This is a genomic window from Janthinobacterium sp. JF4 (genome assembly GCF_059617925.1).
In genome coordinates this window covers 1-12,803 of sequence record NZ_JCAQAV010000003.1, presented here as the reverse complement: position 1 = coordinate 12,803, position 12,803 = coordinate 1, and the positions used below count along the sequence as shown (strand labels likewise).

The window sequence follows — 12,803 nt, the reverse complement described above, 5'->3', positions numbered from 1 at the left end:
ACTTATACCCTTTTATACATCTATGGATCTCATTCTTGCGTTAAAAGCCATCATCATGGGGCTGGTCGAAGGTTTTACCGAATTCTTGCCGATTTCTTCCACCGGACATCTGATCCTGGCCGGCAGCCTGCTCGACTTTACACAGGATGTCTCGAAAGAAGTCATGGGGGTATTTGAAATCGCCATCCAGGCCGGCGCCATCCTGGCCGTCTGCTGGGAATACCGCCAGCGCATCGGCAGCGTGCTGACCACCTTCGGCAGCGAAGCGAAGTCGCGCAAGTTCGTGCTCAACGTCGCCATCGCCTTCCTGCCACTGGCAATGATTGGCCTGGCGATCGGCAAGATGATCAAGCATGCGCTGTTCAAGCCAGTACCGGTCGCCATGGCCTTCATCATCGGCGGCATCGTGATTTTGCTGGTGGAGCGCCGCGCGCGCACCAATCCCGTCACCGTGCGCGTCAACTCGGTCGATGAAATGACGCCGTTCGACGCCCTGAAAGTGGGCTGCGCGCAGGCATTCGCGCTGATTCCCGGCACCAGCCGTTCCGGCTCGACCATCATCGGCGGCATGCTGCTGGGCCTGTCGCGCAAGACGGCCACCGAATTCTCGTTCTTCCTGGCCATCCCGACCCTGCTGGCGGCCACCTTCTACTCGCTGTACAAAGCGCGCGACATCCTGTCGGCCACCGACGTGCCCCTGTTCGGCCTGGGCACCGTGGCCGCCTTCATCTCCGCCTTCCTGTGCGTGCGCTGGCTGCTGCGCTATATCAGCTCGCACGACTTCACGTTTTTTGCCTGGTACCGCATTGTGTTTGGCTTGCTGGTCCTGGCCAGCGCCCACTACGGCTGGGTCGTTTGGGCAGAATAAGGCACTATGAATCAAGATCTTAACCAGCGCGCGCTGCACCTGCTGCAAACCGTTTTCGGCTACCCGGCCTTCCGCGGCCAGCAAGCCGACATCGTCGACCACGTCAGCCACGGCGGCGACGCGCTGGTGCTGATGCCCACCGGCGGCGGCAAGTCGCTGTGCTACCAGATTCCCGCCCTGCTGCGCGATGGCGTCGGCGTCGTCGTCTCGCCGCTGATCGCGCTGATGCAGGACCAGGTGGATGCGCTGGAGGAAGTGGGCGTGCGCGCCGCCTTCCTCAATTCCACGCAAACCTACGAAGAAGCGAGCCGCATCGAGCGCCTGGTGCGCACGGGCGGCATCGACGTCGTCTACGTGGCGCCCGAGCGCCTGATGACGCAGCGTTGCCTGGACCTGTTCCAGGCCTCAAAGATCTCCCTGTTCGCCATCGACGAGGCGCATTGCGTAGCCCAGTGGGGCCACGACTTCCGTCCCGAATACATCAAGCTGTCGGTGCTGCACGAACAGTTCCCGGACGTGCCGCGCATCGCACTCACGGCCACGGCCGACCCGCAGACGCGCGCCGAAATCGCCCTGCGCTTGCAGCTGGAAGACGCGCGCCAGTTCGTCTCGTCCTTCGACCGCCCGAACATCCGCTACCAGATCGTGGAAAAGGCGAACGGCCGCAAGCAGCTGCTCGACTTCATCAACACGGAACACGCGGGCGACTGCGGCATCGTCTACTGCCTGTCGCGCAAGAAGGTGGAAGAGACGGCCGAATTCCTGAACCAGAGCGGCATCCGCGCCCTGCCGTATCACGCCGGCATGGAGTACGCCAAGCGCAGCGCCAACCAGGCGCGCTTCCTGCGCGAGGAAAACATCGTCATGGTCGCCACCATCGCCTTCGGCATGGGCATCGACAAGCCCGACGTGCGCTTCGTGGCCCACCTGGATCTGCCGAAAAGCATCGAGGGCTATTACCAGGAAACGGGCCGCGCGGGCCGCGACGGCATGGCCGCCAACGCCTGGATGGCGTATGGCTTGCAGGACGTGGTGCTGCAGCGGCGCATGATCGACGAATCGGAAGCGGACGACACCTTCAAGCGCGTGCTGGGCGTCAAACTCGACGCCATGCTGGGCCTGTGCGAAACGCTCAGCTGCCGCCGCATGCGATTGCTCGAATACTTCGGCGAACCGGCTTCGCCATGCGGCAATTGCGACACTTGCCTGGTGCCGCCCGTGTCCTTCGACGGCACCGTGCCCGTGCAAAAACTGCTGTCGGCCATCTACCGCGTCGACCAGCGCTTCGCCGGCGGCCACGTGATCGACGTGCTGCGCGGCGTGGAATCGGAACGCATCAAGACCTGGCACCACGATTCCTTGTCCGTGTTCGGCATCGGCTCGGATCTGGGCGAGGCGGAATGGAAAGCCATCCTGCGCCAGGCCATCGCGCTGGGCCTTGTCTCGGTCGACCATGAACAATACAGCTCGCTGAAACTGACGGACGCTTCGCGCCCCGTGCTCAAGGGCGGCCAGAAAGTGCAGCTGCGCCAGTACCAGAAACCGGTGAAAACCAGCAAGCGCAGCACCAGCGTGGCGAAGGGCTATGTCGAGACGGATCTGTCCACCAGCGAACAGGCGATCTTCGACAAGCTGCGCTGGTGGCGCGTGGAGACGGCGCGCACGCATAACGTGCCCGCCTACGTGATTTTCGTCGACGCCACCCTGCGCGAAATTGCCAAGGCCAAGCCCACTTCGCTCGAGCAGATGCGCGGCGTGAGCGGCGTGGGCGAGAAAAAACTGGCCTCGTACGGCGACGAAATCGTCGCCATGATTCTGGAGATGATTTGATGGAAGCACTCTCGTCCGACCTGATCTATCAGGCCGTGAAAATTCTCGGCGCCCAGCCCGACGCCGACGACGCGGTGGAAGCGCAAGTACGTGCCCTGGTGCAGGATGACCTCACCGTGCGCCGCCTGGCCGACGTGGTGCCGGAAGCCTTCGGCCTGGTGCTGGCGTCGCACCTTCCCGGCGCCGAAAACATGACCCTGCCCGATACCTTCTGCGCCCAGGACGAGGATGGCGAATGGGTGGAATTCCCCCTGCGCCGCGAACCGATCTTTGTCGTCGCTGCGGATATCGCCCAGCATACCTTCCACAACGGCCCGCGCGCGCTGATAAAGAACCTGGCCGACCGCAGCTCCTTGCTGTCGGCCATCAACAAGGGTTTGAACGCGGGCAGCTCGCTCGACGGCACGACCCTGGGTCCGCCGTCGTTCTTCGGCCTGCCCGCTTCGCTGTACCAGCCGGCCGCATCGACCGGCAAGGCCTGACCGCCCTACCTTGCATGCGCCCTTGATTACAGAACGGTCCCGCGATGGAAACCAAATGGCTGGAAGACTTCATTTCGCTCGCTGAAACGCATAATTTCAGCCGCTCCGCGGCCCTGCGCCACGTGACCCAGCCGGCCTTTTCGCGGCGCATCCAGTCGCTGGAAAACTGGCTCGGCATCGACCTGGTTGACCGCACTTCCTACCCCACGCGATTGACGCCGGCCGGCGCCGTGTTTTACGAGCAGGCGCTGGAAATGCTGGGGCAGATCAACGGCGTGCGCGCCCTGTTGCGCGGCAAGCGGGCGGCCACGCAAACGAGCGTCGATTTCGCCGTGCCGCACACCCTCTCGCTGACCTTCATGCCGAAGTGGCTGACGGCGCTGGAGGAAGGTTTTGCGCCGATCAACAGCCGCCTGATGGCCCTGAACGTGCACGACGCCGTGCTGCAACTGGTCGACGGCGGCTGCGATCTGCTGCTGTGCTATCACCATCCGCGCCAGCCGGTGCAGCTCGATCCGGGCCGCTACGACATGCTGGTGATGGGCCGCGAAACCCTGCGCGCATATGCGCGCTGCGGCCAGGACAAGGTGCCGGACTTCGTCCTGCCCGGCAGCGCCAAGGAGCCGCTGCCCTTCCTCTCCTACACCAGCAACGCCTACCTGGGACGCATGGTGGAATTGCTGGTGGCCGACGCCAAGGCGCCCCTGTTCCTCGAGACCTGCTACGAAACGGACATGGCCGAAGGCTTGAAGATGATGGCGCTGGAGGGACGCGGCATCGCCTTCCTGCCCGAATCGGCCGTCATGCGCGACGTCAAGTACAAGCACCTGGCGCGCGCCGACGGCGGCGCGCCGGGCTGGGAAATCGAACTGGAAATCCGGCTGTACCGCGAGCGCCCGTCCAGCCTGCGTCCCGGCAAGCAGATCGTCGAAAGCCTGTGGCAATACCTGGTGCAGGCGCAGGAAAGCGCCGCGCGCGGCGGAAAAAAACGCCGGCGCGCGACCGTCACCACAATGCCATCCTGATCGCCTAACTATGCAATAAATGCATAACCGGATGCGCACAAAGCATTGGCCGGGGCATGAGGCTATCGCCTACGATGCGGTTCCGCTGCGCGCAGCTGCATCTCGGTTGCGCCTCTAACGTATTCGTATTGTCCAGGAGCTTATCAAGCATGACCAGCAAGCACGCACTTCCTTCCTACCTCAATCCTGAAGACCTGGGCCCATGGGGCGTCTACCTCGAGCAGATCGACCGCGTCACGCCTTACCTGGGCAACCTGTCGCGCTGGGTGGAAACGCTGAAGCGTCCTAAGCGCATCCTGACGGTCGACGTGCCTATCGAGCGCGATGACGGCACCATTGCCCACTACGAAGGCTACCGCGTGCAGCACAATCTGTCGCGCGGCCCGGGCAAGGGCGGCGTGCGCTTCCACCAGGACGTGACCCTGTCGGAAGTGATGGCGCTGTCGGCCTGGATGACGGTCAAGAATGCCGCGGTCAACGTGCCATACGGCGGCGCCAAAGGCGGTATCCGTGTCGATCCGAAGACCCTGTCGCGCAATGAACTGCAACGCCTGACCCGCCGCTACACGAGCGAGATCAGCATGATCATCGGACCGAACAAGGATATCCCGGCGCCGGACGTCAACACGAATGAGCAAGTCATGGCGTGGATGATGGACAGCTACGCCATGATCGGCGGCAATATGTCGACCGGCGTGGTGACGGGCAAACCGATCTCGCTGGGCGGCAGCCTGGGCCGCCGCGATGCGACGGGCCGCGGCGTGTTCGTCGTCGGTTGCGATGCGGCCGCCAAGGTCGGCATGTCGCTCGAAGGCGCGAAAGTCATCGTGCAAGGTTTCGGCAACGTGGGCGGCGTCGCTGCACGCATGTTCGCTGAAGCCGGCTCGAAAGTGGTCGCGGTACAAGACCACAAGACCACCGTGGTGCATGCCGGCGGCTTGAACATCCCGCAATTGCTGGCACACGTGGCCGAAGTGGGCAGCGTCGAAGGCTTCCCGGGCGCCGAGGCATTCGTGCCGCGCGAAGATTTCTGGGGTATCGATTGCGACATCCTGATCCCGGCCGCGCTGGAACAGCAGATCACCGCCGAGCGCGCACAAGTCATCCGCGCCAAGATCATCCTGGAAGGCGCCAATGGCCCGACCCTGCCGGCAGCGGACGACATCCTGACCGACCGTGGCGTGCTGATCGTGCCGGACGTGCTGGCCAACGCCGGCGGCGTGACCGTCAGCTATTTCGAGTGGGCACAGAACTTCTCGAGCTTCTTCTGGACCGAAGAAGAAATCAACAGCCGCCTGACCCGCATCATGCGCGAAGCGTTCGACGCAGTATGGCAAGTGTCGCAAGAAAAGAAAGTGTCGATGCGTACCGCCACCTTCATCCTGGCGTGCACGCGTGTTCTCCAGGCTCGTGAAGTGCGCGGCCTGTATCCTTAATAGCTGCTTTTGACGCCAGTGGTTTGCTGGCGCTCTAAAAAAATCCCGCCACACTAACGTGTGAGCGGGATTTTTTGTATCTGGCGGACTTTTTTACGCCGCGTAACCTTGCGGATTCTGGTGCTGCCAGCGCCAGTGGTCGGTGCACATGTCATCGATGTTTTTCTGCGCCTGCCAGCCCAGCAATTGCTTCGCCTTGTCGGCCGAGGCGTAGCAGCTGGCGATGTCGCCGGGGCGGCGCGGCACGATGTCGTAGGGGACTTTGCGGCCACTGGCCGCTTCGAAGGCGCGCACGGTATCGAGCACGCTGTAGCCGTGGCCCGTGCCCAGGTTGACGGTAAAGCCGCCATCGGTGGAGAACAGGCGGTTCAATGCGGCCACATGGCCCAGCGCCAGGTCGACCACGTGGATGTAGTCGCGCACGCCGGTGCCGTCCGGCGTAGCGTAATCATTGCCGAAGACGGCCAGGCGCTCGCGGCGCCCCACTGCCACCTGGGCGATGAAGGGCATCAGATTGTTCGGGATGCCGGCCGGATCTTCACCGATCAAGCCGCTGGCATGCGCGCCGACCGGATTAAAATAGCGCAGCACGCCGACTTGCCATTGGGCATCAGCATGCACGAGATCGGCCAGGATCTGCTCGACCATCAGCTTCGAGCGGCCGTACGGGTTGGTCACGGACAGGCGCGACGTTTCCAGGATCGGCAAGGCTTCCGGATCGCCATACACGGTGGCCGACGAGCTGAAGACAAAACGCTTCACGTTTGCCGCCGCCAGCACTTCCAGCAGGGCAACGGTGCCCGTCACATTGTTGTCCATATACATCAGTGGCTGGGCCACGGATTCGCCCACGGCCTTCAAGCCGGCGAAATGGATCACGGCATCGATGGCGTGCTCGCGCAGGACGGTGGCCATGGCCGCGCGGTCGCGCACGTCCGCCTCATAGAAGGGCACGCTTCTGCCGGAGATGCGCTCCACGCGCGCCATCGCTTCGCGCGCGCTATTGCACAGATTATCCACCGCGACGACCTCAAAGCCGGCAGCCAGCAATTCGACGCACGTATGGGAACCGATGAAACCGGATGCGCCGGTCACGAGTATTTTCTGGGACATAATATCAATCAATGCAAAAAAGATAAGACTACCGTAATTCCCCCGCCTTGCCTAGCCAGCGCACGCTAGCGCGCATTAAAAAAGCCTGCGGCGTCGCCGCGGCAGGCTTGTTCTCGTGCAAACGGCACAGGTGGGCAAACCGCCAGGTTTAGTTCTTGATGAACACCAGATCCCACACGCCATGGCCCAGCTTCAAGCCACGGTTTTCAAACTTGGTCAGCGGACGATACGCCGGTTGCGGCGCATAACCGTCGGCGCTATTGTGCAACTGCGGCTCGGCGCCCAGCACGTCCAGCATTTGCACCGCGTAATCTTCCCAATCGGTGGCGCAATGCAGATAGCCGCCTGGCGCCAGGCGATCGGTCAATTGCTTGACGAACGGCGACTGGATCAGCCGGCGCTTGTTGTGGCGCGCCTTGTGCCATGGATCGGGGAAGAAAACGTGGATGCCGGCCAGCGAATTGGGCGGAATCATGTGCGTCAGCACTTCCACCGCATCGTGCTGCAGCAGGCGCAGATTCGTCAGCGATTCTTCGCCGATCAGCTTCAACAGGCTGCCGACACCGGGCGTATGCACTTCGACGCCGATGAAATCCTTCTCCGGCATGGCTTTGGCGATATGCGCCGTCGTCGCGCCCATGCCAAAACCGATCTCCAGGATCACGGGTGCCTTGCGGCCGAACACCTGCTCGAAGTCCATCGGTTCCTTGGCGAAAGGCACCAGAAACTGCGGCCCCAGAGTCTCGAGCGCGCGCGCCTGCGCCACGGAAAGCCGTCCCGCGCGGGTCACGAAGCTGCGGATGCGGTGTTCGGTCGGATCGTACATCATCGGCCGCGCCGGGCCGTTTGCTGGGGTATCAGAAGACATGGGAATGGAGAAATAAGTGGCTGCGCCGCATTAAGCCAGACGCCAGCGAAAAATGGAGCGGGTGAAGGGAATCGAACCCTCGTCGTAAGCTTGGGAAGCTCGACAAGGAACTCAACAGCCATGCGGGCTTGCGGCCCGTTTGTACTCCGCAAAAGTGACATTATAGCAGTGACGTAAGTAAGCATACATGCAGAGGATTTTACGTTTGTGGAGCGAATGCAAGGGCCTTGGCTGAATGGGCAAGCCTGACGCCTCTCACTGCAAACTACAATAGACTCTTCGCACACAGTGCACGACAGGTACAAAGGCTTGGACTGGCTAACCATTGCTCCTGCTAGAGAAATCGTTCGGACTGCCCCCCATTTTTAACTCTTTATAATTCTACATTTACAGTATAGAACCGGATAGAACGTTACAAATTTATTGCATTAATTTGGAACAAAAAAATTTCGCCTTAAACTGTGACAATTGGTGAGTTTTCCTCGAACTCCATCTGATACTGTTCTTTTACATTGGGCGAGGTTTGCAAATGCAATAACTAGTAATGCCCAATAAAATCTAATAAGGCACGTATGTCCATTAATTTTGATGTTGTCATAGATTCTTCGGATGATTCCGTAGACATGAAAGCAGGCCTCGATACACTTCAAGGCGTTTCTGACGCCACGCGGTATATAGCGGAAACACTTCTCAGCGAAAGAGTTCCGGAACGGCAAACTCATAAGGCTAAAGTAAGAACAACCATGAAGCAAAGTTTTCGTGGATCTTATGGGCAAAAATTTAGCATCGATATTTATGACGATAAACTTCAAAGTCGATTCAACAAAATAGGAAAGGCTGTTTTTGCTGAATTAGTTTCGCATTTTTTAAAAGATTCTATCTACGCAGAGCATGCAGACTTATCTCCAAAAGCTCAGATCATAATCGAACAACTAGGTGAGTTGCACGAAGAGCTCGTGCAAAGGCTTCGCACGTCATCCTTAAGCAATATTCATGAAGTGACCACAAAATTTGGCTATGACGTAAAGGTACGATATCGTAAAAGTCGAGATGATCAAATTATTTTGGCTCAGTTTGATACTGAGACAGCCGGTGTATTGGAAGCGGTACAATCAAATGAAACCGTAGATTTGGTTGCAGGCATAACCAGATTAAATACACACACTGGCAATGGTAGGCTTCAAATATTAAATGAAAATGAAACCATTGCATTCGGTTTTGGAGGGCAGTACCAAAGTCTTGAAATAACTGCAAAAAAGCGATTCTCAGAGAACTTACATTTTAACAATGGAAGACCGCGAGATCACTGGGCTTATCTCAATATCACGGCTTCCCCAATACGACTACGTGATGGGAGAGTAATAAAATATATAGTAAAGGGGTATAGTGTTTAATCTTTATATATTAGTCGCCGCAATCTCTATGATTGTGGTGGCGGCATTTTATGTCATCAAATTTTTTGGCATACTAGGATTTGGCCTCGCCGATGACTCTGCTATTTGGGGGCAATTCGGCGATTATATGGGCGGATCGCTCAACCCAATTCTTAGTTTTATTTCAATAATATTACTTATAAAATCTTTAAATTTACAAAATCAAGCCAACTTTGATTTAAGGGATGAGGTAAAGGAAAATAGAAAGACAGAGAAACTAAGATCTTTTAGTACTTTATTCTTCAACATGATATCATCCCAAAAGTCTCTTTTGGATAGTTTTACGGTTGATTTAAATTTTAAAAATATTACAATCCCGCCTGGGGCAAGCACTATTACATCCATTGAAGACGAAATAGAAAAATTTCGCGACAATGGGGGCAATGATGCCACTATTACTTCCTTCCTAGAAAGAATTGATATTGATGATAGAATTTATGGAATGCTTCGTGCCTTTTATGTTACAGTAAAAATTGTTTCAGAGAAATTAAGTGATGAAAATGGATTTTCTATTGTGGATAGAAAGGATCATCTTCTTACTTTGATAAATTTTACTGATTTTGCGCAGTTAAGATTAATAATAATGGCTATTCAGTTCATGGATTATCCCATCTGCGAATACCTGAGAAATAACCCGGACTTTAGTTCAGTTCTGACTGACGTTGGCTTGCACCTAGATCCATACTAAGGCTTAGCTGTGCTATGACGCCGACTACGGTTTTCCCTAGGACAGCCCTATCGGCAAAAAATCATCACAGTTCGTAGCGTAATAAAAACCGCCCAAAGTGCGTCAAAATGCGTCAAATCGCATACCCCTTCTTCGCCCCGCCGCGCCAGTCCTCATGCGCCTTCGGCCATGGTGCAAATTTGAGTCAAAAGACCCCTAACTAGCGGGCAGGTGTGGAGGGGGGACAACTGCGCGCGCCGGGCCGAAACGGGCCTTTTTCTTGCTCCAAGAGCAACATCATTCGTCTGGACGTGAAAAAGCCGCCTCGTGGGCGGCTTGTGCGGTGGCTGGGGCGCGCTGACGTGGCTGGGCTGTCGCGGCCCTGCCCTGCCGGCTATCACGGCGTGGCGGTCATCCTGTGTGGCCGGCGCGGACCTTGGCCGATTGCTCCTTGTCGTAGTCGTCGCGGCAGTCCACATTGCAGAACAGCAGCCTGGGCGCCAGCGCCTCGTCGCAGTAGTGGCAGCAGCCATGCGCCACCAGGCCCGGCCGGCTGCGCACAGCGGCCAGGCCGCGCGCCACCTCGGCGAAGATGATCTTGTCCGTGTTGTCGATATGATCGCTCATGCCGCGCCCTCCCCGCCTGAGGCCAGGTCATACGGGGCAAACCTCACCACTTCCACGCCAGCCCACTCGTTGATCGCCATGAACTGTGCCTGCAGCGGCACCAGCTCGTTACGCGCGAAGACGCGCGCGGCCGGCTCGACGGCGCCGAAGCCGCCGGCGTTGTTCGGCAGGATGCCCATGAGCTGGGGCGGCACGCGGTGCGCGGCCAGCTGGTCGTCGCGCGTGACGCTCTTGATGTTGAAAAACTCGTCCTTGGCGGCCACGTCGGACACCGGCAGAATCTGGATGCCGTCCTTCTTGCCGTTCGGCGCGTACATGAACAGGTTGCGGAAGTTGCCCGGCCCCTTGCTGTCGCGCATGGCCTGGCGCAGGTTGTCCACGTCCTGGGTGTTGGCAGCCGCGTCCGTCATGTAGAACACGAAACCGGCGTGCGAACCGTTCTTGTAGTACTTGCGGCGGAACAAAGTAGCCGCCTCGTTGAGCCAGGCCGATTGCAGCGCGCTCAGGTACTGCGGCACACCGTACAGCTCCTGATTCACGTCCGGTTCCATCAGGTGGAACACGCGGCCCTTGTCAAATTCATGCACGGCCTGGTAGCCATTCACGAAGAAATACGTGTCCAGGTCCACGCCACGCCGCATGTATTTGGCCAGCGCGTGCTGGTACGTCAGCGCCTTGCCGCTGCGGCTGGGCCGGTCTTCCAGGTAGGCATTGCCGAACGTCAGGAAGTCCAGCGCCATGCGCTTGAAGGCGTCGCGCGATAAATACTTGCTGGGAATCAGGGTGGACGCCAGCACGTTGGCCTTGAAGTGGATGGCGCTGCTGTGGTGCACGCCGGCATTGAAGGACTTGGCCAGGCCGGCCAGGTTGACGGGTGGCTCATACCAATGGCCGTTCTTCCAGCATTCGAAGCAGTCGAGAATGTCGGCGTGCTCGAGCACGGGCGTCGGGTCGCCGAAGGAAAACGCCTCGATGCCGGCGGCGGCCGGCGCCGTGGCCGCTGTTGATGGAGCGCCCTGGGCCTGCTGGCCGCGCGCGCGCATGTGTCGTGCTTTTCTCAAGAATAAATCTCCATGAAAGAGTGGTGGTTGTCGGTGGTGCCTTCGAATGGCTCGTGATCGAGGGCGTGCATGCAGGCCCACGCCAGATCCGCGTGGCCGGTTTCGTCGCTGCGGCCGGCGATATAGGTCACGTGCCGCCCGCTGGGCGTGAGGGTCTTGTGGATGGCCATGAACGATTGCGCGATGTCCGTCCAGCCGGCGTCGAATTCCAGCCGCCCCTTGCTGATGATGTTTTTGGCTTTGAGCACCATGCGGGTTTTGACTTCGGGCGAGTAGTTCAGGGCCGTCACAGCAGGGAAGAAGCCGCGCACGATCGGCAGCACGCCGATACCCATGCCCGTGGTATCGATGCCGATGTACTCGACGTTGTAACGCTGGGTCATCTGTCGGATGGCGTCGGCGTGGTCTTCGAAGCTCTGCCCGCGCCACTGGTGGCGCTCCAGAATGCGGAACTTGCCGCCAGCCGTCATGGGCGGGGCCAGCACCACGCAGCCGGCGCTGTCGCCGTTCAAGGCCGGGTCGTAGCCGATCCACACGGGCCGGTTGCCGAACGGGCGCAGGCCCAGCAACGGCTTGTAATCGTCCCACTCGACCCAGGAATCGACCATGCAGCGCTGCAACTCGGCCAGCGGGAAGACCGAGGCCGAGTCGTCAATAAAATTGCACATCAGCAGATTGTCGAACTGGTCGGGGCTGTATTCGAAGTTGCGCAGTTCGTCGATGTCGAACAGGTTGCAGCCGCCGCGCTCGGCGTCCAGGATGGTGACGATCTGGCGCCAAATCTTGTCCTCTCCCGTGAAGCCCGACGACAAGCGGCCATGGCTGACGTCGATATTGACCTGGTCCGCCTTGGCGCGGCGCTTGTTGAACAGCTCGCCCGTCCAGAACGGATAGGCCTGGTGCGTGGTCGAGGATGGCGTGGAAAAGTAGGTCTTGCGCCACTTCTTGTGGATGGCCATGCCCGAGGCCACCTTGTTCAACTCCTGGAAATTCTGCGTCCAGAAGAATTCATCGAAGTAGAAATTGCCGTGGTAGCCCTGCGCCGTGCGCGCGTTGGTGCCCAGGAAATACAGGTGCGCGCCGTTCGGCAGCACGATGGGGTCGCCCGTCAGCTCGATGCCGGCCGCCTCGCGCGCGAATTGCACGATGTACTGCTTGAAGACGTGGGCCTGCGACTTGGAAGCGGACAGGAAAATTTGATTGCGGCCCGTCGCCATGGCGTCCGCCAGCGCTTCGCGCGCGAAATACCAGGTAGCGCCGATCTGGCGCGACTTCAAAATGGCGCGCGTGCGCTGGTCGCCGTTGCAATACCAGACCTTTTGATAGTCGAAGAGCGAATCCTGGAAGGCGTCGAGCAGCTGGATTTTCTGTTCTTCGCTGAAGTCGTTGCGGG

The 12,803-nt window shown here is 59.0% G+C and carries 12 protein-coding genes; 7 read left to right on the top strand and 5 right to left on the bottom strand.

What is annotated here, in order from left to right:
- The first annotated feature begins 22 nt into the window (after nt 1-22).
- The 5 genes from AC54AF_RS03735 to AC54AF_RS03715 all read left to right on the top strand — a co-directional run bounded on the left by AC54AF_RS03735 (nt 23) and on the right by AC54AF_RS03715 (nt 5,641).
- Nucleotides 23-868 carry an undecaprenyl-diphosphate phosphatase gene (locus AC54AF_RS03735; protein ID WP_496635451.1) on the top strand — a complete coding sequence of 282 codons (846 nt, stop codon included), beginning with the start codon at nt 23-25 and terminating at the stop codon, nt 866-868.
- A gap of 6 nt (nt 869-874) precedes the next feature.
- On the top strand, nt 875-2,698 hold the full coding sequence (gene recQ / locus AC54AF_RS03730; RefSeq protein ID WP_092607355.1) for a DNA helicase RecQ: 1,824 nt from the start codon (nt 875-877) through the stop codon (nt 2,696-2,698).
- On the top strand, nt 2,698-3,180 hold the full coding sequence (locus AC54AF_RS03725; RefSeq protein WP_496635450.1) for a hypothetical protein: 483 nt from the start codon (nt 2,698-2,700) through the stop codon (nt 3,178-3,180). The genes recQ and AC54AF_RS03725 overlap by 1 nt, the downstream gene beginning before the upstream one ends.
- 44 nt (nt 3,181-3,224) lie before the next feature.
- Nucleotides 3,225-4,205, top strand: coding sequence for a LysR family transcriptional regulator (locus AC54AF_RS03720; RefSeq protein WP_496635449.1), 981 nt, complete (start codon nt 3,225-3,227; stop codon nt 4,203-4,205).
- Nucleotides 4,206-4,354: 149 nt separating this feature from the next.
- A complete protein-coding gene (locus tag AC54AF_RS03715; RefSeq protein ID WP_034785857.1) occupies nt 4,355-5,641 on the top strand; it encodes a Glu/Leu/Phe/Val family dehydrogenase in 1,287 nt (428 codons plus the stop codon).
- Between the two features lie 93 nt (nt 5,642-5,734).
- Here AC54AF_RS03715 and galE read toward each other — a convergent pair whose 3' ends face one another.
- Both galE and trmB read right to left on the bottom strand, forming a co-directional pair.
- Nucleotides 5,735-6,754, bottom strand: a complete 1,020-nt coding sequence (gene galE / locus AC54AF_RS03710; RefSeq protein ID WP_496635448.1) for a UDP-glucose 4-epimerase GalE — start codon at nt 6,752-6,754, stop codon at nt 5,735-5,737.
- A gap of 148 nt (nt 6,755-6,902) precedes the next feature.
- A complete protein-coding gene (gene trmB, locus AC54AF_RS03705) occupies nt 6,903-7,583 on the bottom strand; it encodes a tRNA (guanosine(46)-N7)-methyltransferase TrmB (RefSeq protein WP_496635447.1) in 681 nt (226 codons plus the stop codon).
- 662 nt (nt 7,584-8,245) lie between these two features.
- On the opposite strand from trmB, the gene AC54AF_RS03700 reads away from it, so the two are divergent.
- Nucleotides 8,246-9,016 carry a hypothetical protein gene (locus tag AC54AF_RS03700; protein ID WP_496635446.1) on the top strand — a complete coding sequence of 257 codons (771 nt, stop codon included), beginning with the start codon at nt 8,246-8,248 and terminating at the stop codon, nt 9,014-9,016.
- On the top strand, nt 9,009-9,743 hold the full coding sequence (locus tag AC54AF_RS03695) for a hypothetical protein (protein WP_496635445.1): 735 nt from the start codon (nt 9,009-9,011) through the stop codon (nt 9,741-9,743). The genes AC54AF_RS03700 and AC54AF_RS03695 overlap by 8 nt, the downstream gene beginning before the upstream one ends.
- Nucleotides 9,744-10,133: 390 nt before the next feature.
- On the opposite strand, the gene AC54AF_RS03690 is transcribed toward AC54AF_RS03695, so the two are convergent.
- The 3 genes from AC54AF_RS03690 to AC54AF_RS03680 form a co-directional block, all read right to left on the bottom strand.
- Nucleotides 10,134-10,349 (bottom strand): hypothetical protein, encoded by a 216-nt coding sequence (locus AC54AF_RS03690; protein WP_496635444.1) that lies wholly within the window; start codon nt 10,347-10,349, stop codon nt 10,134-10,136.
- The gene (locus AC54AF_RS03685; protein WP_496635694.1) at nt 10,346-11,392 is read right to left on the bottom strand and encodes a phage portal protein; all 1,047 of its coding nucleotides are present in this window, start codon (nt 11,390-11,392) and stop codon (nt 10,346-10,348) included. Before AC54AF_RS03685 ends, AC54AF_RS03690 begins: the two co-directional genes overlap by 4 nt.
- Nucleotides 11,393-11,406: 14 nt before the next feature.
- The coding region (locus AC54AF_RS03680) for a terminase large subunit domain-containing protein (RefSeq protein ID WP_496635443.1) at nt 11,407-12,803 on the bottom strand (1,397 nt) is incomplete at its 5' end.

Excerpts from the sequence above, each read along its gene's own strand:
- AC54AF_RS03735 (WP_496635451.1), top strand. The coding sequence starts at position 23 with ATGGATCTCATTCTTGCGTTAAAAGCCATCATCATGGGGCTGGTCGAA.
- recQ (WP_092607355.1), top strand. The coding sequence starts at position 875 with ATGAATCAAGATCTTAACCAGCGCGCGCTGCACCTGCTGCAAACCGTT.
- AC54AF_RS03725 (WP_496635450.1), top strand. The coding sequence starts at position 2,698 with ATGGAAGCACTCTCGTCCGACCTGATCTATCAGGCCGTGAAAATTCTC.
- AC54AF_RS03720 (WP_496635449.1), top strand. The coding sequence starts at position 3,225 with ATGGAAACCAAATGGCTGGAAGACTTCATTTCGCTCGCTGAAACGCAT.
- AC54AF_RS03715 (WP_034785857.1), top strand. The coding sequence starts at position 4,355 with ATGACCAGCAAGCACGCACTTCCTTCCTACCTCAATCCTGAAGACCTG.
- galE (WP_496635448.1), bottom strand. The coding sequence starts at position 6,754 with ATGTCCCAGAAAATACTCGTGACCGGCGCATCCGGTTTCATCGGTTCC.
- trmB (WP_496635447.1), bottom strand. The coding sequence starts at position 7,583 with ATGATGTACGATCCGACCGAACACCGCATCCGCAGCTTCGTGACCCGC.
- AC54AF_RS03700 (WP_496635446.1), top strand. The coding sequence starts at position 8,246 with ATGAAAGCAGGCCTCGATACACTTCAAGGCGTTTCTGACGCCACGCGG.
- AC54AF_RS03690 (WP_496635444.1), bottom strand. The coding sequence starts at position 10,349 with ATGAGCGATCATATCGACAACACGGACAAGATCATCTTCGCCGAGGTG.
- AC54AF_RS03685 (WP_496635694.1), bottom strand. The coding sequence starts at position 11,392 with ATGCGCGCGCGCGGCCAGCAGGCCCAGGGCGCTCCATCAACAGCGGCC.